This is a genomic window from Henriciella marina DSM 19595 (assembly GCF_000376805.1).
Classification (GTDB): domain Bacteria; phylum Pseudomonadota; class Alphaproteobacteria; order Caulobacterales; family Hyphomonadaceae; genus Henriciella; species Henriciella marina.
In genome coordinates this window covers 153,432-176,164 of the sequence record NZ_AQXT01000002.1, presented here as the reverse complement: position 1 = coordinate 176,164, position 22,733 = coordinate 153,432, and the positions used below count along the sequence as shown (strand labels likewise).

General features: G+C 61.0%; 24 protein-coding genes. 14 read left to right on the top strand and 10 right to left on the bottom strand.

Translation table 11 applies throughout. The annotated features are described in order from the left end of the window. Nucleotides 1-27 precede the first annotated feature (27 nt). From F550_RS0100890 to F550_RS0100865, 6 genes are all read right to left on the bottom strand, one after another. On the bottom strand, nucleotides 28-570 hold the full coding sequence (locus F550_RS0100890; protein ID WP_018146635.1) for a hypothetical protein: 543 nt from the start codon (nucleotides 568-570) through the stop codon (nucleotides 28-30). Beyond that, on the bottom strand, nucleotides 567-1,103 hold the full coding sequence (locus F550_RS0100885) for a hypothetical protein (protein ID WP_018146634.1): 537 nt from the start codon (nucleotides 1,101-1,103) through the stop codon (nucleotides 567-569). The genes F550_RS0100890 and F550_RS0100885 overlap by 4 nt, the downstream gene beginning before the upstream one ends. After that, entirely contained in the window at nucleotides 1,100-1,999 is a 900-nt protein-coding gene (locus F550_RS0100880) for a glycine--tRNA ligase subunit alpha (protein WP_018146633.1), read from the bottom strand. Before F550_RS0100880 ends, F550_RS0100885 begins: the two co-directional genes overlap by 4 nt. A gap of 117 nt (nucleotides 2,000-2,116) precedes the next feature. After that, entirely contained in the window at nucleotides 2,117-2,260 is a 144-nt protein-coding gene (locus F550_RS19050; protein WP_018146632.1) for a hypothetical protein, read from the bottom strand. Nucleotides 2,261-2,283: 23 nt separating this feature from the next. Next, nucleotides 2,284-3,039 carry a tRNA1(Val) (adenine(37)-N6)-methyltransferase gene (locus F550_RS16465; protein WP_018146631.1) on the bottom strand — a complete coding sequence of 252 codons (756 nt, stop codon included), beginning with the start codon at nucleotides 3,037-3,039 and terminating at the stop codon, nucleotides 2,284-2,286. Continuing rightward, on the bottom strand, nucleotides 3,032-3,241 hold the full coding sequence (locus tag F550_RS0100865) for a putative signal transducing protein (protein WP_018146630.1): 210 nt from the start codon (nucleotides 3,239-3,241) through the stop codon (nucleotides 3,032-3,034). Before F550_RS0100865 ends, F550_RS16465 begins: the two co-directional genes overlap by 8 nt. 101 nt (nucleotides 3,242-3,342) lie before the next feature. Here F550_RS0100865 and F550_RS0100860 point away from each other — a divergent pair, with 101 nt between their 5' ends. From F550_RS0100860 to F550_RS0100840, 5 genes are all read left to right on the top strand, one after another. Next, nucleotides 3,343-4,356 (top strand): polyprenyl synthetase family protein, encoded by a 1,014-nt coding sequence (locus tag F550_RS0100860; RefSeq protein ID WP_018146629.1) that lies wholly within the window; start codon nucleotides 3,343-3,345, stop codon nucleotides 4,354-4,356. Nucleotides 4,357-4,485: 129 nt separating this feature from the next. Continuing rightward, nucleotides 4,486-6,444, top strand: coding sequence for a tetratricopeptide repeat protein (locus tag F550_RS0100855; RefSeq protein WP_018146628.1), 1,959 nt, complete (start codon nucleotides 4,486-4,488; stop codon nucleotides 6,442-6,444). A 104-nt stretch (nucleotides 6,445-6,548) separates the two neighbouring features. Next, nucleotides 6,549-8,315, top strand: a complete 1,767-nt coding sequence (locus F550_RS0100850; RefSeq protein ID WP_083910884.1) for a tetratricopeptide repeat protein — start codon at nucleotides 6,549-6,551, stop codon at nucleotides 8,313-8,315. Between the two features lie 3 nt (nucleotides 8,316-8,318). Next, nucleotides 8,319-9,179: a 4-(cytidine 5'-diphospho)-2-C-methyl-D-erythritol kinase gene (locus F550_RS0100845; protein ID WP_018146626.1), complete on the top strand. Its 861-nt coding sequence runs from the start codon at nucleotides 8,319-8,321 to the stop codon at nucleotides 9,177-9,179. Nucleotides 9,180-9,188: 9 nt separating this feature from the next. Beyond that, entirely contained in the window at nucleotides 9,189-10,238 is a 1,050-nt protein-coding gene (locus tag F550_RS0100840; RefSeq protein WP_018146625.1) for a glycosyltransferase family 4 protein, read from the top strand. Here F550_RS0100840 and F550_RS0100835 read toward each other — a convergent pair. Further along, complete coding sequence (locus F550_RS0100835) at nucleotides 10,143-10,748, bottom strand: hypothetical protein (protein WP_018146624.1); 606 nt, start codon at nucleotides 10,746-10,748, stop codon at nucleotides 10,143-10,145. The two genes, F550_RS0100840 and F550_RS0100835, sit on opposite strands and share 96 nt — an antisense overlap. A 24-nt stretch (nucleotides 10,749-10,772) precedes the next feature. Beyond that, nucleotides 10,773-12,455 (bottom strand): electron transfer flavoprotein-ubiquinone oxidoreductase, encoded by a 1,683-nt coding sequence (locus tag F550_RS0100830; protein ID WP_018146623.1) that lies wholly within the window; start codon nucleotides 12,453-12,455, stop codon nucleotides 10,773-10,775. A 98-nt stretch (nucleotides 12,456-12,553) separates the two neighbouring features. Between F550_RS0100830 and F550_RS0100825 the strand changes: the two genes are divergently transcribed. After that, entirely contained in the window at nucleotides 12,554-13,348 is a 795-nt protein-coding gene (locus F550_RS0100825; RefSeq protein WP_018146622.1) for a uracil-DNA glycosylase, read from the top strand. A gap of 185 nt (nucleotides 13,349-13,533) precedes the next feature. Here F550_RS0100825 and F550_RS0100820 read toward each other — a convergent pair whose 3' ends face one another. After that, nucleotides 13,534-14,010 carry a hemerythrin domain-containing protein gene (locus tag F550_RS0100820; RefSeq protein WP_018146621.1) on the bottom strand — a complete coding sequence of 159 codons (477 nt, stop codon included), beginning with the start codon at nucleotides 14,008-14,010 and terminating at the stop codon, nucleotides 13,534-13,536. 114 nt (nucleotides 14,011-14,124) lie between these two features. Here F550_RS0100820 and F550_RS0100815 point away from each other — a divergent pair, with 114 nt between their 5' ends. From F550_RS0100815 to F550_RS0100790, 6 genes are all read left to right on the top strand, one after another. Then, a complete protein-coding gene (locus F550_RS0100815; RefSeq protein ID WP_018146620.1) occupies nucleotides 14,125-14,808 on the top strand; it encodes a TIGR04283 family arsenosugar biosynthesis glycosyltransferase in 684 nt (227 codons plus the stop codon). Between the two features lie 21 nt (nucleotides 14,809-14,829). Then, nucleotides 14,830-15,435 (top strand): TIGR04282 family arsenosugar biosynthesis glycosyltransferase, encoded by a 606-nt coding sequence (locus F550_RS0100810; protein ID WP_018146619.1) that lies wholly within the window; start codon nucleotides 14,830-14,832, stop codon nucleotides 15,433-15,435. Nucleotides 15,436-15,517: 82 nt separating this feature from the next. Next, nucleotides 15,518-15,931, top strand: a complete 414-nt coding sequence (locus tag F550_RS18290) for a BLUF domain-containing protein (RefSeq protein WP_018146618.1) — start codon at nucleotides 15,518-15,520, stop codon at nucleotides 15,929-15,931. A gap of 89 nt (nucleotides 15,932-16,020) precedes the next feature. After that, nucleotides 16,021-17,154: a PA0069 family radical SAM protein gene (locus tag F550_RS0100800; RefSeq protein WP_018146617.1), complete on the top strand. Its 1,134-nt coding sequence runs from the start codon at nucleotides 16,021-16,023 to the stop codon at nucleotides 17,152-17,154. A gap of 199 nt (nucleotides 17,155-17,353) precedes the next feature. Continuing rightward, nucleotides 17,354-18,439: a site-specific DNA-methyltransferase gene (locus F550_RS0100795; protein ID WP_018146616.1), complete on the top strand. Its 1,086-nt coding sequence runs from the start codon at nucleotides 17,354-17,356 to the stop codon at nucleotides 18,437-18,439. A gap of 77 nt (nucleotides 18,440-18,516) precedes the next feature. Then, nucleotides 18,517-20,265, top strand: a complete 1,749-nt coding sequence (locus F550_RS0100790; protein ID WP_018146615.1) for a cation:proton antiporter domain-containing protein — start codon at nucleotides 18,517-18,519, stop codon at nucleotides 20,263-20,265. Here the strand turns inward: F550_RS0100790 and F550_RS0100785 are convergent. Beyond that, nucleotides 20,260-21,321, bottom strand: coding sequence for an A/G-specific adenine glycosylase (locus F550_RS0100785; protein ID WP_018146614.1), 1,062 nt, complete (start codon nucleotides 21,319-21,321; stop codon nucleotides 20,260-20,262). The genes F550_RS0100790 and F550_RS0100785 overlap by 6 nt on opposite strands. On the opposite strand from F550_RS0100785, the gene F550_RS18285 reads away from it, so the two are divergent. Both F550_RS18285 and F550_RS16450 read left to right on the top strand, forming a co-directional pair. Continuing rightward, complete coding sequence (locus tag F550_RS18285; RefSeq protein WP_018146613.1) at nucleotides 21,320-21,907, top strand: DUF721 domain-containing protein; 588 nt, start codon at nucleotides 21,320-21,322, stop codon at nucleotides 21,905-21,907. The two genes, F550_RS0100785 and F550_RS18285, sit on opposite strands and share 2 nt — an antisense overlap. Before the next feature lie 36 nt (nucleotides 21,908-21,943). Further along, entirely contained in the window at nucleotides 21,944-22,723 is a 780-nt protein-coding gene (locus F550_RS16450) for a DsbA family protein (RefSeq protein WP_018146612.1), read from the top strand. Nucleotides 22,724-22,733: the final 10 nt, after the last annotated feature.

Genomic DNA, 22,733 nt, shown 5'->3' with positions numbered 1-22,733 from the left:
TAAAGGGGGAAGCGAAGGCGCCGTCTATCAGACGCCGCAACTGCCCTTGATGCCCATTCTTTCGGTTTTCGTTGGTTCGATGATCGCCATCGTGCCTTCGTAATTGGTGTGTTCCGGCCCGGTCTCTGTCTCGCGCAGGCGCAGCTCAACGAGGATGCCGCGATTGGTGGAGCGATAGCGCCAGGTCTCGATCCCCTCATCATCGGTGGTGAGGTCGGCCTGATCGAAGGTCAGCACATCATCATTGATCTTGATTTTCGCTTGCGGCGGGGTGCCGCCCATGTCGCGCAGGAAGACAAAGCGCCAGGTTGCCGGATCGTCATAGGTGAAGGTGTGGGCGGCCTGCGTGAACGTGCAATAGGCATCGGTTTCAGGCGCGTGCATGGCGCCGATCTGCAGCGCGCGCGGGTTCTTGTCGGCAACGCTTTCTGCATCAGGGGCCGGTTCATCGACGCTCTGGCGGTATTCGTTTGCGGGCGTTTCGCTGCCCTCACTCGTCGACTCTCCTGATGAGCAGGCAGTCAGCGCGACCAATGAAACCAATACTATTGAAGCAATACGTTCGATCATGCGCACTCTTCCTCGATCAGCAACACCGCTTTTCCGTCGCATCTTCTCTCAAACAAGGCGAACCAGCTGAACAAGTCTTCTTTAGCAACCGATGCTCCATCAACAGGGAAGTCGTCACAGAACAAGTCATCCATGTAGAAAAAGGACGCCACCAACTGAGAGGTGTCCACGGTTTCCACGCTACTCAATTGGGGACGGGCTTCGTTGTTCAAATGTTTGTTGTGACCGAGCTCGCCGTCATAGCCATGCAGTTCAGGATCAAAGAACTCGACGACTTTGCGACATGAAGCGCATTCTAGCCGCACCGGAACTACGAAGAGGGATTCCCCTTTCCACTCTGTTTTCGCAGCCTCAATTTTAAGGCGGGCTGAGCCGCAAACGCAGCCTAGTTCAAATGACGTGCCGAGCGCTTCTCCATGCCCACCCTGACCAATGGCTGAATCCACAAGGAACTTTTCCAGACCACTTAGTATTCTTGGCGGATGTTGAGCAAAGTAGTTCTGCTGATCGTCGAGGGAAGGTCTATCGCTCACGCCGCCCGTTCCTCTTCCTGCTTCGCCCACAGCTCCGCCGCCCCGCGCGCCAGATCGCGCACACGGGCGATGAAGGCCTGCCGCTCGGTCGGCGAGATCGCGCCGCGCGCATCGATCAGGTTGAAGACGTGGCTGGCTTTCAGCGCATAGTCATAGGCGGGCAGCGGCTTTCCAGCATCGCGCAGCGTCTTTGACTGTTTCTCGCAACCTGAGAACCAGGTCTGCAGCATCTCGACATCGGCAAGCTCGAAGTTGAAGGCCGACTGCTCGATCTCATTCTGCAGGAACACATCGCCGTATGAAAGCGGCGTCTGCGAGGCCGGATCGTTGAAGGGCAGATTATAGACATTGTCGAGGCCGAACACATACATGGCGAGACGTTCGAGGCCGTAGGTCAGCTCGCCTGAAACCGGAAACACGTCGAGCCCGCCAACCTGCTGGAAATAGGTGTACTGGCTAACCTCCATGCCGTCGCACCAGACTTCCCAGCCAAGGCCCCAGGCGCCCACGGTCGGGTTTTCCCAGTCATCCTCGACAAAGCGGATATCGTGGACGGTCGGGTCGATGCCGATCTCGTAGAGCGAGTTGAGATAGAGGTCCTGCAGGTCAGCCGGGTTCGGCTTCAGGATGACCTGAAACTGGTAATAATGGCCAAGCCGGTTTGGGTTCTCGCCATAGCGCGCATCTGCCGGACGGCGCGATGGCTGGACATAGGCCGCGCGCCAGTCCTTGGGACCCAGCGCCCGCAGCACAGTCGCCGGGTGCAGCGTGCCTGCGCCAACTTCCATGTCATAAGGCTGCAGGATCGCGCAGCCCTGCGCAGCCCAATAGGCTTGCAGGCGCAGGATCAGGTCCTGAAAGGAAGCGGGTTTCTCGCGGGCAATGGGTGCAGTCATGCTTGATCAGCCTGATTGGATACCGGGAAGGTCTGGCCATCCGCCTAGCGCCAGATGGGCGATTTCGCAACTGGTGCGCCGCTTGTCGGGCGGTGTGCCAGTCAGCGTACAAGGGAGCTACCAGCAGCGGCTTTCGGGGTGGTCGGCTGACCCTGCTGGACCGCCAAAGACCGCTGCATGGAATTTCGGATGCGACAGCGCGCCAATGGCGAGGCCCGCCAGCGTGCCGGTGATCAGAAGGAAGATGAAGAGAACCTGCATGCTGAGGCTGAAGCTAGGCTGCTCTACTGGCGCGGCGAGTCCCAGTCGAGCAGGGCGTCAGAGCGTGAGATGGACTCCAGCAGTTCGGTCCGCTCGCCGCCCTTTGCCTTATAGATATTGATCCCGGCCAGCAGCCGCATCGGGCCGGACCGCAGGCCTTTTCTTGCCCGCACGATGACCCGCTTTGCGTCCGCGCCCGGCCATGAGCGCACCGGCAGCACCTCGATCTGACCGCTGCGCCGTTCAATCAGGGTCAGGATACGCGCAAGCTCCGAGGCGCGGTGGATCATCACGAACCGCCCCTTCGGCTTCAGCACATGCATCATCCGCCCGATCCAGTCCTTCAGGGGCACGGTCTCGAGATAGGCGTCCTGCTTGCCCTCACCAGGGGAGGTGATGGAGCCGCCGCGAAAGAAAGGCGGATTGGAAAAGCAGAGGTCGAAGCGGTTTTCCAGCGCGTCTGAAAGCTCTGCAACGTCCTGCAGCTCGATCGACATGCGGTCTTCAAAACCGTTCGCTTCGACCCCGCGGCGCGCAAGTCCTGCAAGCCGGATATCGCGCTCATATCCGGTGAACCGCATATGCTGCAGCCGGTGCGCGGCTGGCAGAAGCGCGCCCCCTGCCCCGCAGCCAAATTCTGCGGCATCGCCTGTCATTGTCGGGTCGAGCGCGGCAGCGAGCAGCATGCTGTCGGTGCCAGCACGAAAGCCCCGCCGCGGCTGGAAAACCGTGACAAGCCCGCCCAGGAAGGCATCCTGCGTGACCTCGTCTTCAGCCATCCTGGTCCAGTTCGCTCAGCGCCCGGCGTGCCTCTGTTGCATCATCCTCGTGCACGACGACCCGGATCGGCACCAGCGGCCCGCGTCCATCGATGTGCGCGGTGTGCTCATCGAGCACGAAAACCTCGATGTCTGCTTCGGAAAGCAGGTGACGTATATAGCTTAGCTTGACGAGGTCATTGGTGCGGAACACTTCTTCCATGACATGTCCCTTCCGGAGCTGCGGTCCTGTACCGCATCGCTGGACCGCGGACCTATTCGTATGCATATGACCTAGTCAATTGAGCTTAGCAGGAATTCTTTGTGACCACACCAGCGACAGCGAGAGAGTCCAAGAACGACAGAACCGTCGTCGAACGGCTGAGCAGCCTGCTCGAGCAGGATCTTGCCGCCGTCGAAGCCCTGCTGCTGGCCAAGGCAGCAAGCCCCGTCGACATCATTCCGGACATGTCGCAGCACATCGTGTCTGCGGGCGGCAAGCGGCTTCGCCCGATGATCACGCTGGCGGCGGCCCAGGCTGTCGGGTCGGCCAATCCGTCGACCCACTCGCTGGCGGCCGCGGTGGAGTTCATCCACACCGCAACCCTGCTGCATGACGATGTCATCGATGAAAGCGACCTTCGCCGCGGCAAACCGGCGGCGAAGTCGATCTGGGGCAATTCGGCTTCGATCCTGGTTGGCGATTTTCTCTTTGCCCGCGCCTTTACGCTGATGGTGGAAACCGGGTCACTGGAAATCCTCGAAATCCTGTCGAACGCCTCGTCCGTGATCGCAGAAGGCGAAGTTCGCCAGCTCGCCTCACAAGGCAAGCCGGACCTGCCAACCGAAGACTATCTCGCCATCATCGAAGCCAAAACGGCGGCCCTCTTCGAAGCGGCCGCGCGCGCAGGGGCCATCTCCGGCGGCGGTGATGCCCATGCCGACGCGCTGGCGGCCTATGGCAAAAATCTCGGCCTCGCCTTCCAGATCGTCGACGATGTGCTCGACTATGGCGGCAACACATCCGTCATCGGCAAGGTCGTCGGCGACGATTTTCGCGAGGGCAAGATTACCCTGCCGGTCATCATCGCCCGCCGGCGTGGCCGCGCAGAAGACCAGGTGTTCTGGGCCCGCGCTTTCGATCTTGGAAAACAGGAAGAAAGCGACCTTGCCCGCGCCATCCACCTCATCCGCACGACCGGGGCCGCCGAAGCGACAATTGCCGAAGCCGAAGCCTATGTCGGCATGGCAAAGTCAGCGCTGACCAGCCTGCCCGACACGCCCTGGCGCGCGATGCTGTCTGAATTGGCTGATTTCTGCACACGCCGCGTCAGCTGACCGGAAAAGGCCCGATTGGGGCACCGCCCGTACACCATTGCGACACCGCCGCGACACCGCGTTCGGACGCTGGACAGACAGGCAACAGACTATAGTTTCAACGGGGACACGCCCCGAAAGGACCGCCGTATGAAATCGCAACTGACCTCCGCTTTCGCCCTGTTCGCGACAGCGCTCGCAAGTTGCGCAACAGGGGCCGCAGAGACACCGCCGCCCCAGATGTCGGAAGAAGACCGCGCCGCCGTTGATGCGCGCAAACAGTCCATTCTGGGCGCGCTTTCAGCCTATGACGGGGTCTATGATGTCTCCGATTCGGCAATGGCCACAGCGGTTCTGGATGCGAACGGCGACCCTGTCGGTCTGCTGGCCTATGCCTCGCCTGTCGACGCCGTAAAAGCTGGCGACATGGCCGCTTTCATTGCCGCGATGAAGAATAATATGGAGCGCGACGGGGTCGATATCCCTTTCTCTGCGGCGATTGCATCGTTCGATGCCGCCGTCGACGAAGACTATGACCGCGCGCTGGAGCTCGTTGAAACCGCCGTCGACAGCGAAGATATGACCCTGCTCGGCGGGTTCCTGAAAGCCTGGTATCTCGCACTGGATAACCGGTTTGATGAAGCGGTCGACATTCATCGCACCGTCGGCGGGCGTCTGCCTGGCCTGACCGGTGACCTGTCGCTCGCCGCCCTGCTGGAGGCCGCCGGGCGCGAGGAAGAAGCGCTGGCGGTCTATTCTGCCATCACGCCATCGAAGATCGAGGCGCCCGATCACGAGTTTGACCCGCAGGCCATTCTCTACAGCCACATCCGCCTTGTCATATCGCGCCAGGCCTTGCTGCTGCGACAGTTGGGCCGGGTGGACGAAGCCAAGGCGCTCTATGCCCGGCTTGCCGCCGCTGAGCCAGAACAGGCCGCAAGTTTCGAAGCCGCGATAGAGCAGATCGAGACAGGCCGCGGACTGGACGACACATCACTGGAAACCAATTCCGCCTTTGCTCGCACGCTTGCGGATTATTCGCTGGCGCTTGCCTATCAGCGCATGATCCGGTCCGCCTTTGCAGGTCAGCAGGCAAGCGGCTTCGATGACACCAAAGCCGCGTTCGACCAGCTCGCCCTGCTGATCGATCCAGACAATGAAGACCTGCGCCTGTCGGTCATCGCCGACCTTTATGATGAGACATTCTTCGATGCCGCCCTCCACGTGGCAGAGGTTGCGCCCGAGCCGACGGCAGGTCTGCAGCTTGCCAAGGCACAGTCGCTGATCCGGCTGGGCGAAACTGACCGGTCACGCGAAGAACTTTCCAAGGCGATCGAGCTTGCCGAGGAAGACGAGCAGCTTGGCACCTATTCGAGCGCCATGCTGATTTTCGCCCTGCTGGATGACCGCGAGCGCGCCACAGAGCTTGCCGAGAGCACGCCGGAGCTTGCGAATTCGGATGCAGAAAAAGCCAATGCGCACGCGACCAGCGCAACCATTTATTCACAGTTCGGCGAGTTCGAAAACGCGCTCTTCCATGCCCGCGCCGCACGTGAACTGGACGACACGCACGACCGGCGCCTGGCGCTGGCCAATGCACTTGCAGACGCCGATGAAGTCGATGAGGCGCTGGAGCTGATCCGGGCAGAGGCCCTGCGGCGGCCAAACGACCCTTACATGCTGAATACGCTTGGTTATTTCCTGATCGAGAATACCGATCAGTACAGCGAAGCCTACCGTGTTCTGGCGCGGGCAAACGCGCTTGCGCCAAACGACCCCTATATCAGCGACAGCTATGGCTGGGCCCGTTACCGGCTTGGCGATCTTGAGGGGGCACGCCGCTATATCGAGCAGGCCCGCCGCAAGCTTGAGCCCAATACCCATTGGGAAATCGAAGACCATCTTGGCGATATCTACTGGCATCTTGGACGCAAAGAGGATGCACGCGAGGCATGGCAGGCTGCGCTGGACGACTATCCGCGCGAAGAGACGCGCCGCAACCTTGTCGACAAGCTGGAAAACGGTCTTCAAGGCCCGCCGCCTGAGGAACAGCCCCTTCCCGACGTTTCCCTTGGCGATGATAGCGAAGTGAACCGTCAGGACATCTGATCGCTGGACGCTCTGTTGTCTGACGATAGCGTGATCATCTTTACCTAGGAAAAATGCTGCGGTCCGGTTATGGTGTTTAACCATACCCCAAACACACTGAGGTCATGATCAAAGCGCGCCATCTCACTGCTACTCTCGCGGCCATGGCAGCCTTCCTGTCGGGCTGTACGTCTCTGCCAGACTACGGGTTTTCGCTTTCTGGCAGTGAGCGCCCCGCCGATGAGATCGCGGTGGCGCAGGCCGAGGCCGAAGCGACCTCGCAGTCCAGTGACTTCAGCGACTTTCTGATTGCCCGCTTTGCCTCCCTGACAAATGACCCCGAAGAAGCCGCTGAAAAGTATGCTCAAGTGGCGCGGGCCCGGCCCGGCGACGCCAGCATTACAGAGCGCGCGGTCTTCTCAGCCCTGCTTGCCAATAATTTCCCGCTGGCCCTGTCTGTGTCCGAGAGCGCCGGCGATAAACTCCTTGAGCAGTCGAGCCTTCCACGGCTTGCGATGGCGGCCGAAGCAATCGCCTCGAAGGATTATGAGCAAGTTTCGCGGCTTACAAAGCGCGACACGTCCGGCCCGTTCTATGCGCTCGTCCTTGGTTCGCTGGAAGCCTGGTCACTGTTTGGTCGGGGGGAGCTTGCCACGGCCGAACTGACGCTGATGGATGCGGCAGGCGATGATCCGTACCTGCGCGATATCATGCTGAACTCGCTCGCCTTGATGGAAGTGGCGGCCGAACAGGATGACGAAGCACTGGAGACGCTTGGCGTGCTGGAGGACAACGGCACGTTGACGGCAGCGGCGGCCGAAAGCTATGCGCGCCTGCTCGCCAGCCGGGGTGAAACCGCGCATGCTTTGAGCGCGCTATCGGTCTATCTGGAAGAGACCGGGCACAATCCGCTGATTTCAGATGCGCTTGAACGTCTGACGGCAGGCGAGCCGCTACCCGTTGTGCGGCTTAGCGCCAGCGAAGGCGCTGCGCTTTCGATCTATGTGCCCGCGGCGGCTCTGGCGGCGCAATCAGCCGATGATTTGCCGGGCGTCTATTACTCGATCGCCCTTCGCCTTGACCCGCAATTGCAGGCCGCACGTGCGCTTTTTGCTGACGCACTGGACCGCTCGGGGCGCAGCGAAGACGCGATCACCATGCTGCGGGCGATCCCGGAAAGCTCGCCTTATCATGTCACCGCCATTGGCCAGCTTGCCTGGGCGCTCCATCGCACAGGGCGCGACGAGGAAGCACTCGACATCGCGCGGCAGACCCTCACCGAAGGTCCGCAACGCGATCTGAAAATCCAGATTGCAGACCTTCTACGTGCCCTCGAAGCCGACGAGGACGCGCTGTCCGCGTTCAATGAGATCATTGCTGCCGATGAGGCCGAAAACCTCGGCGACTGGCGTCTTTACTATGCGCGCGGGGCCCTTCGCGAACGCCTCGGTCACTGGCCGGAAGCTGAAGAAGACCTGCTTCAGGCCAAGATGCTCAACCCGTCCTCGCCGGAGGTCCTCAACCATCTTGGCTATAGCTGGGTGGACCGCGGGCTTCACCTTGAGCGCGGCATGGACCTCATTCGCCAGGCCCTGTCGCTGCGGCCAAACAGTGGCGCGATCACCGACAGCCTCGGCTGGGGGTATTACAAACTCGGCGATTTCGATCAGGCCGTCTATTATCTGGAGCTTGCTGCAGAGATCGAGCCCGACCTTGCTGAAATTATCGATCATCTCGGCGATGCCTACTGGATGACGGGACGGCGCACCGAAGCGCGTTTTCAGTGGGAGCGCGCGATCACACTGCTGCAGGATGATAAGCAGCAGATCCGGAAGCTGCGCCGCAAAATGCTGACGGGTCCGGAAACGCAGGCCGCAAGCCGGGACAATTAATCCATGCTGGCCCCGGCCAAGATAAACCTTTTCCTGCATGTCGGGCCGGCCAAGGACAATGGCCGCCACGACCTTGATTCTCTCGTCATGTTCGCCGGGCCTGAAGCGTCCGACCGGGTCGAGGCACGGCGGGCAAGCGCGCTCAGCCTGACGCTGGATGGCCCGCTCGCGGCACCAGAGCTTGCGACGACAGATAACCTTGTCCTGCGCACCCTTTCGGCCTGCGCGTCTCGCGGGCTTCGCGTGCCGCCGATGGCAATTGTCCTTCATAAGTACATCCCGGTTGCCGCTGGTCTCGGCGGGGGCTCTGCGGATGCAGGCGCCATGCTCCGCCAGCTGGTTAAGCTGGGGACGCTGACCGACCAGATCGCCTGGACGCTGGCTGCGAGTCTCGGCGGCGATGTGCCAGCCGCCTATCTGGCACAGGCCTGCCGGATGCAGGGCGAGGGGCAGATTGTCAGGCGCACGCCAAAACTGCCCGACCTGCCCACCCTGCTCGTCAATCCGGGCCTGCCCTGTCCAACCGGACCTGTCTTTCAGGCCTTCGATGAGCAGGCAGGCGCATCGGACATCACGGCGCTGGATTTGCCAGCCTTTGATCACCCGCCGGAAATGATCGCCTGGCTGCGCGGCAATTCAAGAAACGACCTTGAAGCCCCTGCAATCGAATTGGTGCCAGAGATCCGAAACGTTCTCGACGCGCTCTCTGAGCTTTCCGGCTGCGCCCTGTCACGGATGTCAGGCTCTGGTGCAAGCTGCTTTGCCCTTTTTGAGACGCGCAGCGCGCTCGTATCTGCAACGGATGCGTTGAAATCACGCCATCCGAACTGGTGGATAGCTCCCACACTGCTGAAAGGCGGTTAAACTCCGCCGATGCGCGAACTGATTCTCCTATTGGCCATCCTTGTGCTGGCCGCACTCGTTTCCTACTGGACGTGCAGGCTGACCTGCCGCTGGGGCGTGCTCGATGTGCCCGATGGTCAGCGCAAGTTCCAGAGCGCTCCCGTGCCGAGACTGGGCGGTGTTGGCGTGCTGGCCGGGGTCTTCGCGATTGTGGCGGTTGCAGGCGTGCTTCACGCGGTCCAGCCGCTTTTGATCGGCGGTGACTTTTTCCCGGGCGGAGTACGGTCGGTCGCCGTGGCCCTAGCGGCGAGCCTTCTCTTCGCTGCAATCGGTGCGGCCGACGATATCAGCGACCTCAACGCCACTTTGAAACTCGGGCTGCTGCTTGCCGTCTGTATCGGCGCGCCGCTTCTGGGCGTTGCCGCGCCTGCCATCGACAGCCCGTTCGGCGACCTGGCGACACCGCTCATTCTTGTGGCCGGGTCCGCGCTCTGGCTACTGGTTTTCACCAATGCCACGAACTTCATGGATGGCAGTAATGGCCTCGCCATGGGCACGCTGGCAATCATGTTTGCCGGTCTTGGCGCAAGCCTGATGCTTGGCGAGAGCGGCCACTTCCCGCCCGGCCTGATCGCCCCGGTCGGTGCCATTGCCGGATTTCTGATCCTGAACATGCGCGGGAAACTCTATGCCGGAGATGTTGGCGCGTTCGGTGTGAGCGGCCTTTTTGCGGCTCTTGCCCTGATCTCCGGGCTGCCTGTGTGGACGATTGCAACGCTGGCGCTGCCGGTGCTTGTCGATACGCTTCTGACACTTGCCATGCGGGCGCGGCGTGGCGAGAGTCTGTTAACGGCGCACCGCGATCACGCGTACCAAGCGCTTATCAAGTCGGGCTGGTCGGCATTTGAAGTCGCGCTGGTCTGGTGGGGGCTTGCAGCCGCATGCGCGACGGGCGCTTCAATCGGCGCGGTCGGGGGCGGCGCCCTACCCTTCGCGATCTTCGTCTGCTTCACCATCCTGCTCAGCGGTGGCTGGATTACTGTTCAGCGAGCGTGCCGCCACATGGTCGCGCGCGTCTGACGGGATCATCTTTTTCGGGGCACTCCATGGCCTGAACGCCCAGGCTAGGACCGCCCCGAATATCGTGAAAGCGCCTCCGGCCCCGAGCGCGACGACGAACAGGTCCGGGCTGGCTTCACCGGAGAAGCCCATCAGGGCGAGCCCGAGCAGGGCTGCGATCACACCGATGAGGAAGAGCGACCAGCGGGCTGCGCCGCCGACGCCAATCGACACGCTCATTTCAGGCTTGATCTGCGAGAGCTCTTCCAGAATTGCGCGGCTGAGCGACAGGAACTGCTCTCTATCTGGATCGCCGGGCGGTGCAGTACAGTCGATACGATGGCCGGCCGTCCCCGTATTCAGGTCGAGCCAGGCATTGGTCGTCTGCTTGACGCTGAGATCACCAAACTGGGCATGCTGCACGTTGGCGAGGCTACAGAAAAGCTCGCCATTTCGCGTCAGCATGCCGCTGTCGATCGTCCAGTTATTGCGTTCCCTGAGGAGCGCAGGCTTGAACTCGAAGCTCTTCATCGGGCGCTTCTCCTCCAAGCAGGGCTACATGTTCGGATAGGCCGGACCGCCGCCGCCTTCAGGCGTGACCCAGTTGATGTTCTGGTTCGGATCCTTGATGTCGCACGTCTTGCAGTGAATGCAGTTCTGCGCATTGATCTGGAAGCGCGGCTCCTTGCCGTCTTCTTCGACCCACTCATACACACCAGCCGGGCAGTAACGCTGCGACGGGCCTGCATAGACATCGTGCTCTGACTTCTTCTGCAGCTCCATATCCTTCACGATCAGGTGGACCGGCTGGTCTTCTGCATGGTTCGTGTTGGTGAAGGAGACATTGGTCAGCTTGTCGAAGCTGATCTTGCCGTCAGGCCGCGGATAGTCGATCGGCTTGTACTTGGAGGCAGGCTCCAGCGAGTTTGCATCGGATTTGCCGTGGCTGAGCGTGCCGAAGAAGGAAAACCCGCCGAGGAGTTTCGTGGTCCACATCTCGACACCGCCGAGCAGTGTGCCGAGAACCGTTCCGGCCTTGGAGAGAAGCGGCTTCACATTGCGAACCGCGAACAGCTCCTTGCGAACTGACGAGACCTCATAAGCCTCCTGATAGGCCGTGAGCTCATCGCCCTGACGGCCTTCCTTGATCGCGGCGACAGCAGCTTCTGCGCCCATCATGCCAGTCAGGATGGCGTTATGGCTGCCCTTGATGCGTGGCACGTTGACGAAACCGGCCGAACAGCCGATCAGCGCGCCGCCCGGGAAGGTCAGCTTCGGCAGGGACTGATAGCCGCCTTCGGTGATTGCGCGGGCACCATAGCCTACGCGCTTGCCGCCCTGAATGAATTTCAGGATGTCCGGATGGTGCTTCCAGCGCTGCAGCTCCTGATACGGGGAGATGTACGGGTTCTTGTAATTGAGGTGCACGACAAAGCCGAGCGAGACGAACGGCTCACCGCCATCACGGAAGTGATAAAGGAAGCTGCCACCGCCGGTCTTGTTGTCGAGCGGCCAGCCGAGCGTGTGCTGAACGTAGCCTTCCTGGAAATTCTCTTCCGGTACGGACCAGAGCTCTTTCAGGCCGATGCCGTATTTCTGCGGATCGCGGTCCTTGGAGAGGTCGAATTTCTGAATGAGTTGCTTTGAAAGAGAGCCGCGTGCGCCTTCGGCGAAGAAGACATATTTGCCGAGCAGTTCCATGCCGGGCTCATAGTCGGCCTTGTGGCTGCCGTCGGCGGCAATGCCCATGACGCCAGCAATGACGCCCTTCACTTCACCGGCTTCGCCATAAACGATGTCGGAAGCCGCAAAACCCGGGAACACGTTCACGCCGAGATTCTCCGCTTCCTGGCCGAGCCAGCGGGTCACATTGGCGAGCGAGCCGGTATAGTTGCCATGGTTCTTCATATAGCCAGGCATTGGCAGCAGGGAAATATCCATCGATCCCTTGGGGCCGAGCCAGATGAACTTGTCGCCTGTCACTTCGGTCTTGAGCGGCGCATCATCGCGTGTTCGCCAGCCAGGGATCAGCGCATCGAGGCCGGATGGGTCGACAACCACACCAGAGAGGATATGCGCGCCGATCTCACCGCCTTTTTCCAGCACGACGACTTCAAGCTCTTCGCCTGCTTCGTTCGCCAGCTGTTTGGCCCGGATCGCGGCGGACAGACCTGCAGGTCCCCCGCCGACGATCACGAGATCGAATTCCATGGATTCGCGTTCGACCGCTTCGCTCATATCTTGTCTCTCCCGGCTAAGACCATCTGTGATAGTCCGCTTTGTACATACTCACAGTCCGGTTTACAGTCGATTTGCCAGAATTCCAAAGGGTCTCAATGTCTCAACCACAGCAGATTCAGGCACTCGAAGCCCTCCGTGACTGGTGGGCGGAAATGGGTGTGGAGGCTGATGAGGCTGAAATCCGTGCCCTGACAAAGGCTGCGCGAGCCAACGCAGCCCCGGAGGACGCTGCGTCACCTGCGCGGCGTCCACGCACAATTCCGAGAGAAAAGCGTCATGAAGACTGGGTCGAGGAGGCCCGAAACCTGTCCCGCGCCGCAGCTTCGTTCAGTGATCTTAAAAGTGCGATTGAAGGGTTTGATGGCTGCCTTCTGAAGGAAGCGGCCCGGCATGCGGCATGTTTTGATGGGGTCGAGGGCGCGCCTGTCATGGTTATCGGCGAAGGCCCGGGCGCTGAAGAGGACAAGCAGGGCCTGCCTTTTGTGGGGCGGGCCGGGCAATTGCTGGACCGTATGCTGGGCGCGATTGGCCTCTCTCGCGCGACGAATGTGTTCATCACGAATGTGAATTACTGGCGCCCGCCCGGAAACCGGAACCCGTCTGACGAGGAGCTCGCACTCTGCCGCCCCTTTGTCGACCGGATGATCGAGATCGGCCAGCCAAAACTGATCATCGCGGCTGGAGGCGTATCAGCGAAGTCGCTGCTTCAGGCCTCGATCGGCATCATGAAACTGCGCGGGACGGAACAGAAGCTCGAGACACCGGGCGGCTATTCAGCCCCCCTCTTCCCGATTTTCCATCCAGCCTTCCTGCTAAGGCGGCCAGAAGAGAAGAGCCGCGCCTGGCGTGACTTGTTGCAGATACAGGAGAGATTTGAGGCGCTCAGCTAAACGCGCCGGGCCCTGTAAGTTTCTTCCGCGCATTAAAAAACCCCGGAGCGCGTGGGAGGGGAGGAGTGCGCTCCGGGGCTTTTTTAGAGGGTAAAGCGTGAGGGGGAGGGAACGCTTCAACCTCTTTTCGATGGACGTCCACCGGATGTGCGGTCCAGCTTCCTTGGGTGTCCAGTCTGTCTAATCTACTCTTCGAGCTTCTCTTCGGCTTTTTCCTCGACAAGCTCGAATTCGTCTGCCTTACGCTTCTTGAACGCAGCTCCGATTTGTTCGTTCCCATCCTTACCGACTGTTTCTTTCGCCACTGGAAAAACGTCGTTTTCTTCTTCTTCCATGTGGTGCTCGTAGCGTTCTTTCAGCTGCTTGAATTTCACGAGCCAGCCCGGCGATGACATGTCGGTGTCGTTGAGCTCTTCCATGAGGTCGTCTAGCTCTTTGTGCTCAGCGACGGAGTGGCGGCCTTCTGGCTGGCCATCCTCTGTTGCCATCAGCTTGGAATAGAAGGTCTCTTCTTCAGCGGCCGCATGCGCGCTGACATCGTAGTAGAACTTGTCCCAGACGTCGCGGCGCATCTCATTGTCACCGCTTGTGGTCACAATCAGGTCGAGCATCTCGCGGTGCTTGTCGTGGTCTTTCTTCAGGGTTTCGTAAATCGTGGACATACCGGTCCTCTTTCTTCGTGATTAGAACACTGCTTAAACGCTGCCTGGCCCGGCCTGTTCCGCTGTAAGAGGCGCACACCCGCGCGACATTTTGAACCTTGCCGGGAAACCGATATGCCAGCGCCCATTTCCGTCGTGATCCCAACGCTGAATGCGGCGTCCGATCTGCCCAACTGCCTGGCCAGCCTGATGCCCGGCGCCGAAGCTGGCCTCATTCGAGATGTCTGGATCAGCGATGGCGGCTCCAGCGATGCCACAGCAGACATGGCTGACGCAGCAGGCGCGAACTTTCTCGAAGGTGGCCCGGGGCGCGGACGCCAGCTTGCGGCAGGCGCCGACGCATCAAAGGGTGACTGGCTGTTATTTCTTCACGCTGACACGGCGCTCACCCGCGACTGGGTAGAGCGTGTGCGGGATCATCTCGCCGACGCGCCGGGCAAGGCCGCCTATTTCACGCTGGCCTTCCGGTCAGACCATCCGATGGCCAAGCACATTGCCCGCCGGGCCAATTGGCGCGCGCGCATGCTCGGTCTGCCCTATGGCGACCAGGGGCTGCTCATTCCGCGAACACTGTATGAAGAGACCAGTGGCTATGAGGATATTCCACTGATGGAGGATGTCCGGCTGGTTCAGGCGATCGGCAAACGCAGGCTGGTCATGCTCTCGGCTGAGGCGCGAACGTCTGGCGAGAAATATGAGCGGGATGGCTGGCGCAAGAGAAGCTGGAAGAATGCCTGGCTGATTACACGTTATCTCATGGGTGCGAGCCCTGAAAAGCTCGCCGCCGCCTATCGCTAGCCACGAGTGAGCTGAGACCCGATGACCAGACCCACGCTCCTCATCTTCACCAAGGCGCCGCGCATCGGCGCCTCGAAGACACGGCTTGCGGCGGATGCAGGCCGAGGCACGGCGCGCCGCATGTCGCGCGCGCTGACGGCGCACACGATCCGTCAGTCGCAGCATCCTGCCTGGCGCACGCGCCTGCTTGTCGATCCACCGTCCGAGATCCGTTCGACCCTTGGCGGATTATGGCCTGCACACATTGAGCGGCGGGCACAGCGCGGACGCGGACTTGGCGCGCGGCTGACCAATGCCATGAAGGAGGCCCCGCATGGGGCGGTCATCTTCATCGGCACAGACGCACCCGGTCTCACCCGTGCGATGATCCTGCGCTGCATCCAGCATCTGAAGCATGATGGCGCGGTCTTTGGCCCGGCGCGTGACGGCGGGTTCTGGCTGTTTGGTCTCAGCCATAGTTTGCGCGACCCATCAGTATTCGAAGGGGTCCGTTGGTCCAGCCCGCACGCAATGGAAGACGTCTGCAGTAACCTGCCATCTCAGGCAAAGGTTTCACTCTTGCCTCAACTAATCGACATCGATACATGGGCCGACTGGCAACTGTATAAAAAGCAGTACAGTCGCTGAATCTGAACGTAAATGTTGATGCAAGTTATCGACGTGGCGGCACGGATGGCCCCATGTCGCGTCCCAATGAGAAGGGTCCGTCATGTTCAAACTCGCCTATGTCAGTGTCGCCACCAAGACGCTTTCTTCAGTCGATCTTCAGAACATCCTGGAGTCTGCCATTACGAATAACCGGGAGAGTGACGTCACCGGCATCCTGCTCTTCAATGGCACGAACTTCATGCAGGTGATCGAGGGCCCGCAGAAGGCCGTCGAGAAGGTATTCGACCAGATCTGCAAGGATGACCGTCACCGCAACGTCGTCGTGATCTATCGCGAACGCACGGCGGTGCGCGAGTTCGACGAGGCGCCGATGCTGCTTCAGATCGTGCCTGCCTCACATGGTGACGCCCCGGACGGCATGACGATCACCAAGGATATTGCGCTCTTCCTTCCCTCGAGCCTTGCAAAACACTTCCGGACGATCCTGGAAAGTTTCGACACCAGGCGCGGATAGGCCCCTCATAGGAAACAGCTTGTGGAAGCTGCTTCCGCTTATCCATATTGTTCTTGTTTTGTTCCATTTCTCATGGTTTCCTCCACGCCATGAGACTGAACCAGAAACTTCCCCCCAAGGGCCGCGTCACCAATCTCGACGTCTCGCACACGGCTGAGCGCCATGAACATCGTGGACGCGGCGCTATTTCGAATCAGACGGGGCGATTCGAGCGTGAAACACGCGACGCGTTTGATGATGGCTGGGGCACAGTTGAAGAGGCAGCCGGGCGTCTTCAGACGAGCCTGACCCGCGAGACCGCGCGCACCATCATTACCTATAATCGCTCACCGGACATTTCCTTCGACCGCACGATCAATCCCTATCGCGGCTGTGAGCATGGCTGCGTCTATTGTTTTGCGCGGCCGACACATGCCTATCATGGACTATCGGCCGGACTCGATTTCGAGAGCCGCATCTTCTTCAAGCCTGACGGCCCTGCCCTTCTTAAGAAGGAGCTGTCGCGCCCCTCCTATGTGCCGAGACCCATCGCGCTCGGCATGAACACCGATGCGTATCAACCAGTCGAACGCCAGCTGAAGCTGACGCGGACCTTTCTGGAAATCCTGTCAGAGCACAATCACCCGGTGACCCTGCTCACCAAGTCGGCCCTGATCCAGCGCGATATCGATCTCATCGCGCCGATGGCGGAGAAAGGTCTTGCGCGTGTTGGTGTGTCCCTGACATCGCTTGACCCACGCCTGTCGCGCCTGATGGAGCCGCGCGCCGCAGCGCCATACCGGCGGCTTCAGACCATCTCTGCGCTTGCCGAAGCCGGTATTCCCGTCATCACGATGACGGCGCCGATCATACCCGCGCTGAATGAGCCAGAGATGGAAGACATGCTGGAAGCCGCCGCTGAGCATGGCGCGACCAATGCAGGCTATGTGGTCCTGCGCCTGCCCTTCGAGCTGAAGGATATCTTTCATGAATGGCTGGCGGAGCATTACCCGGACAGGGCGGCCAAGGTCATCAACACGCTGCGCGATATGCGCGGAGGGCAGGACTATGATGCGAACTGGTTCGAACGTGGCCGGGGACGCGGCGTTCATGCCCGCCTGATTTCACAGCGCTTCAAGAAAGCGGCCCGAAGGCTCGGTCTCGATGAAGGCCGCCCGCGGCTTCGCACAGATCTCTTCCGGCCAGCAGAGCCGCCAAACGGGCAGATGCGGCTCGAACTCTGATCGCTACTGACCTCCGCCAGAGCCCGGCTAAAGAGAGATTTCCACAAACTTGTCCACAGGCCGAAAAGAGGCTTATTGCGGAGCCGGAACAATCATTCTCGTCTGCTGCTGCGCCGTGAGCGCCAGATGTAACGATTGAATAACCAAATTCCTGCGGGATGCGCGCCTGTAACCGAATCGCACAAAAGGGCATTCAAGTATGGATCTGGTCCGCAATACGATCATCGAAGGCGAGTGTATCGACGTCCTGTCCCGGCTTCCGGACAAATCTGTCGATCTCGTCTTCGCAGACCCGCCCTATAACCTTCAGCTTGGCGAAGGGCTGACACGGCCCGACCAGTCGCATGTTGACGGCGTCGACGATGCCTGGGACCAGTTCGACAGCTTCGATGCCTATGACCTTTTCACCCATCAGTGGCTGACCGAGTGTCGCCGGGTGCTGAAGGATGATGGCGCGATCTGGGTCATCGGCTCCTATCACAACATCTTCCGCGTCGGCACGGTGCTTCAGGATTCCGGGTTCTGGATCCAGAATGACGTGATCTGGCTGAAGTCCAATCCGATGCCGAACTTCAAGGGCACACGTTTCCAGAATGCGCATGAGACGCTGATCTGGGCTGGCAAGACCGAGAAGTCGCGCGTCACCTTCAATTACGATGCGCTGAAGGCCTTCAATGAAGACAAGCAGATGCGCTCTGACTGGACGATCCCGCTCTGTACCGGCGCCGAGCGCCTGAAAGACACGGTGACGGGCAAGAAAGCGCACCCAACGCAGAAGCCCGAAGCGCTGCTGAAGCGCGTTATCCTGGCCACGACAAACCCAGGTGATGTCATCCTCGACCCGTTCTCCGGCACAGGTACGACGGCCACGGCGGCGAAAATGCTCGGCCGCGATTATGTCGGCATTGAGCAGGACCCGGCCTATGTCCGCCTGTCCCGCGCCCGTGTCAAAGCAACCACCCCGCTCAATGGCGACGCGCTCGAGACGCAGAAGAGCGCCCGCGCCCTGCCCCGCGTCCCATTTGGCGCGCTTGTCGAAACAGGCTGGCTGAAACCCGGTGACCGCCTCTGGTCGCCAAAGAAGCGCCACCATGCCCGCATCCGGGTCGATGGCAGCCTCTCGTCTGGCGACGCGACCGGCTCGATCCACCGGCTTGGCGCCCATGTCATGAAGCAGCCGGCCTGTAATGGCTGGACGTTCTGGCATTACGAATCTCCGCGCGGCGATCTTGCGCCCATCGACCTTCTGCGCAGGCGCTACCGTCAGGAAAACAATCTGAACTAGGCCGGATACCCGTCTCAGCGCACTTGTTCGAAGGCTGCGCCTTGCCCTGACCGTTCTGATCGTGTCGATACAGGGGTATGGGACATGAGGGTCAGGACATCTTCCTGAAAGACATGCTCGTCTTTCTATTCGCCGCCGGTGTGATTGTGCCGGCGCTGCGACTGATACGTGTGCCCGCCGTGGCCGGTTTTCTGGTCGCTGGCGTCGTGCTCGGCCCCTATGGCCTCGGTACGTTCGAGGATATCTGGGCGCCTGTTCAATTCGTTACAGTTGGCGAGCCTGAAGCCGCAGAGCCCTTTGCAGAGCTTGGAATTCTCTTCCTGCTCTTCCTGATCGGGCTCGAGCTGTCCTTTACCAAGCTCTGGCGCATGAAGGAGGCTGTCTTCGGCGCAGGGGTCCTGCAAACGACAGCGAGCGCAACGGCGATTGGCGCCGCCCTTTGGCTGTTCGGCATGGATCCCCGCGCCGCAGCGATAATCGGCCTGGCGCTGGCCCTGTCTTCGACGGCCATCGTGATGCAGATGCTCACCAGTGAGCACCGGGCCACCGGGCCAACCGGGAAGACAGCCCTCGGTGTGCTTCTCTTTCAGGACATTCTTGTCGCGCCCATTCTGATCCTGATCAGCTTTCTGTCAGCCGAAAGCGGCGGCAGCATTCTGGGCGACGTTTTCCGGGCTCTCGGTGAAGGCCTTCTGGCGCTGGTCGTGATCATCGCAATCGGTCGGTTTGCGGTTCGGCCGGTCTTCAGACTGGCTGCCGAGGCGGGCGGTCGCGACTTCCTGATGGCGGTCACCCTTTTTACGGTGATCGGCGCGGCGGTCATCACAGCGTCGGCAGGTCTGTCCGTGGCCCTCGGCGCCTTTCTTGCGGGGCTCCTGTTGGGCGAAACCGAATTTCGTCATCAGGCTGAAGTCGACCTTGATCCATTCAAGGGGCTTCTTCTCGGCATCTTCTTCATGACCGTTGGAATGAGCGTTGACCTTGTTGTGCTCGTCGAACTGGCACCGCTCGTCCTTGGCGGGCTGGCCGCCCTGATCGCGCTGAAACTTGTGATTGCCTGGACCAGCACAAGACTTGCTGGCGCGAGCAGGCCAGCGGCCACGGAAGCGGCCTTCCTTCTGGCACCGGCAGGTGAATTCGCCTTCGTGGTCATGGCGGCCGCCACCTCGGCTGGCTTGCTGACCACGCAGCAAGCGACGCCCGTCACGGCAATCGCTGGTGTCTCCATGTTGTTGATCCCCGTCACCTCGCGCCTAGGCCAGATGCTGGCAAAACAGACCACATCCCGACCGAGCGAGCCCCCTGAGCCGGTGTCAGAGACTGACTACACCGATCGTGATGGCCATGTGATCGTCGCTGGCTTCGGACGCGTTGGCCGCACCATCGCCCGCGTTCTCGCCGAAGCAAACACTGACGTCGTTGTGATCGAACGCGACCCGACCCTTGTGCAGCAAGGACGCGATAGTGGATGGCAGATTTCGATCGGTGATGCGGGGCGACCTGAAATGCTGGATGCAGCCGGCCTCGCAGGGGCTTCCATGATTGTGATCACGGTGGATAATGCAACGATCGCAAAGCGTATGGTCGAGGCCGTGCGGCGCAAGCGCCCTGCCCTGCCGATCCTGGTCCGGGCGCGCGACCCCGAGCACGGCCGTCAGCTGGAGGCCGCAGGCGCCAATCACGTCATACCCGACGCAATAGAAGCGGCCTTGCAGCTGTCTGGACGCGTGCTCGAAGAGTTCGGATATGCCGGTGAAACCGTGCGCGACCTACTGGCGGCCGAGCGTGAGGAAGCCTATCGAACAGGCACGCGCGAGACGTCATGAGGCGAGCTTCAGTGCCTTGCGAAAGGCGCTTGGGAGGGCCGCGCCGACGGTCTCTTCATCCTTGAACCCATAGCCTTGCGGCAGAGCGGCGGTATCGCCTGCGGTCACGACAAGCAGGCGAAGTTCGAAATGCGTGAAGACGTGTTTTACCTCGCCGATTTCTGAGCCCCCTGTCATCCATGCCGCCCGCTCTGGTCTGTCGTCCTGCAGCCAGGCGGTGGTGGGCAGGCCGAGCATACCGCCCAGAAGCCCGTGCGGCGGGCGGGTCTCCACCGCCACACCGGACGGGCCGCGGACGACATAGACCTCACCATAGCGCACCGGCTTTGTCTTTTTTGCTGGCTTGATGGGATATTGATCCGGCGTCCCCTCGGCGTAAGCCGCGCACCAATCCCGCAAGGGGCAGATCAGGCAGTTGGGCCGTTTGGGGGTACATACCGTCGCGCCAAGGTCCATCAGAGCTTCGGCAAACTCCCCGGGCCTGTCGCCTGGTACGGTTGCCTTCACCGTCTCTGCGATACGGCGTTTCTCCTCCTTCCAGTCGCCTTTCGTTGCCATGAGGCGCGAGAAAACGCGGTCGACATTGCCATCAACGGCGGCGGCAGGTTCGCCGAATGCCAGCGCGGCAACGGCGCCTGCAGTATAGGGACCGATCCCCGGTAGATCGCGAAGGCCCGCCTCTGTTCGTGGCCAGCTACCTCTCGCGGTCACCTCACGTGCACATTTCAGGAGGTTGCGGGCGCGGGCATAATAGCCAAGCCCCGCCCAGGCCGCCATGACATCGCTATCTTCAGCGCCTGCCAGCGCCTCAACGGTGGGCCAGGTCCGGGTGAAAGTCTCGAAATACCCTGCCGCATGGGGCACCGTTGTCTGCTGCAGCATGATCTCTGCCAGCCAGACACGGTAAGGGTCCGGCACAACGCCTTCGGCGCGTTTTCCCGGCCCGATTCGCCATGGCAGGCTGCGCGCGTGACGCCCATACCAGTCCAGAAGCGCGGCTGGCAGACCCTCAAAGCGCGCCTCAGCCGCAGAATCGGCCTTTTCTCGTTTCGCCATGCAGGGCACAATCTCCATCATGGTGATGAGATCAAGCCTCGATCCGCTGGAAGAAGCCCGTGCCCGGATACGCCTTCGCCATGCGCGGGCAAAGCCTGTGGCGCCCTCGCCGAAGACGATTGGCACGCTCAGCCAGCGAATTACGCGCAGCCGCCTGCCCGACAAGGGCCCGGCCATCGGCAAGCTGAAGCTCCTCTGGGGTGAGATTGTCGGCGCGCAGATCGCCCGTGTCTGTGAGCCAGAAAAAATCGGTTCCGGTGGCAAGGGCAAGGGTCGGGTGCTGACGGTTCAGTGCATCCCGGCCGCATCCACCATGATCCAGCATCAGAGCGAGCTTATACGCCAGCGTGTCTCTGTCGCGCTTGGCGGGGATATCAGCGAAATCCGTATCAAGCAGGGACCACTTGCCCGCCAGCCGCTTCAGAAGCCTGTGCGCGCCAAACGGCCCCTGACTGCCGAAGAGAAAGCGGCGCTGCAGGCCTCTGTCGCCAGGATCGAAGACCGCGCCTTGCGCGAAGCGGTTTTGGCGCTGGGGGAAGCTGTGCTAGCCAGCGATGACAATCGAAATCAGCCCGACGAGACATGACGGGCGGTCCAACATCAATCTCACGAGAATGAGCCCATGAAGATGAATGCACTTACCCGCCGGTCCTCCATCCTGGCAGTTTCCTTCCTGATGATGGCGGCGTGCGGCGCCTCGGGCGACGAAACGGGCCAGGCCAATGGCAGCTCGGAAGCAGCCCTTCAGGAAATCTCGCTCGGTGCTGATGATGCGCCCGTGACCATCGTCGAATATGCATCGTGGACCTGCCCGGCCTGCCTTCAGTTTCACAATGAAGTCGTTGGCAATCTGAAGGAAGACTATGTCGATACCGGCAAGGTCCGTTATGTCTTCCGCGAGTTCCCGACCGCGCCAGCAGAGATCTCTGTCGCTGGCTTTGCGATTGCCCGGTGCGCCGGCGAAGACAGCTATTATGATGTTCTCGATGAGCTCTTCTCGCGTCAGACCGCCATACTGAGCCTTGCGCGCCAGGGTGGCCAGGTGAAGCAGGCCCTGCAACAGGTTGCCGCCAATCACGGCATCAGCGACCCGGCCGAGTTCGACGCCTGCCTTCAGAACTCCGACGTTCGCCGCGCAATCTCTGCCTCTGTCGCCGCCGGCGACCAGCAGGGCGTGAACGCTACGCCGACCGTCTTCCTGAATGGCGAGCAGCTTGAGGGCTATGCCTGGCGCCAGTGGCCAGCCATGCAGGAGATCCTGAACGAAGAGCTTGGCGAAGAGGCACCCGGCGACGCTGAAGAGCCCGTCATGACTGATGAGGGCGACATGTCGGGCGAATCTATGAACAGTGACGCAGAGTCCATGGACGAAACCGAAGGTGAAGCTGTCCCGCAGCAATAGACCTTCGACG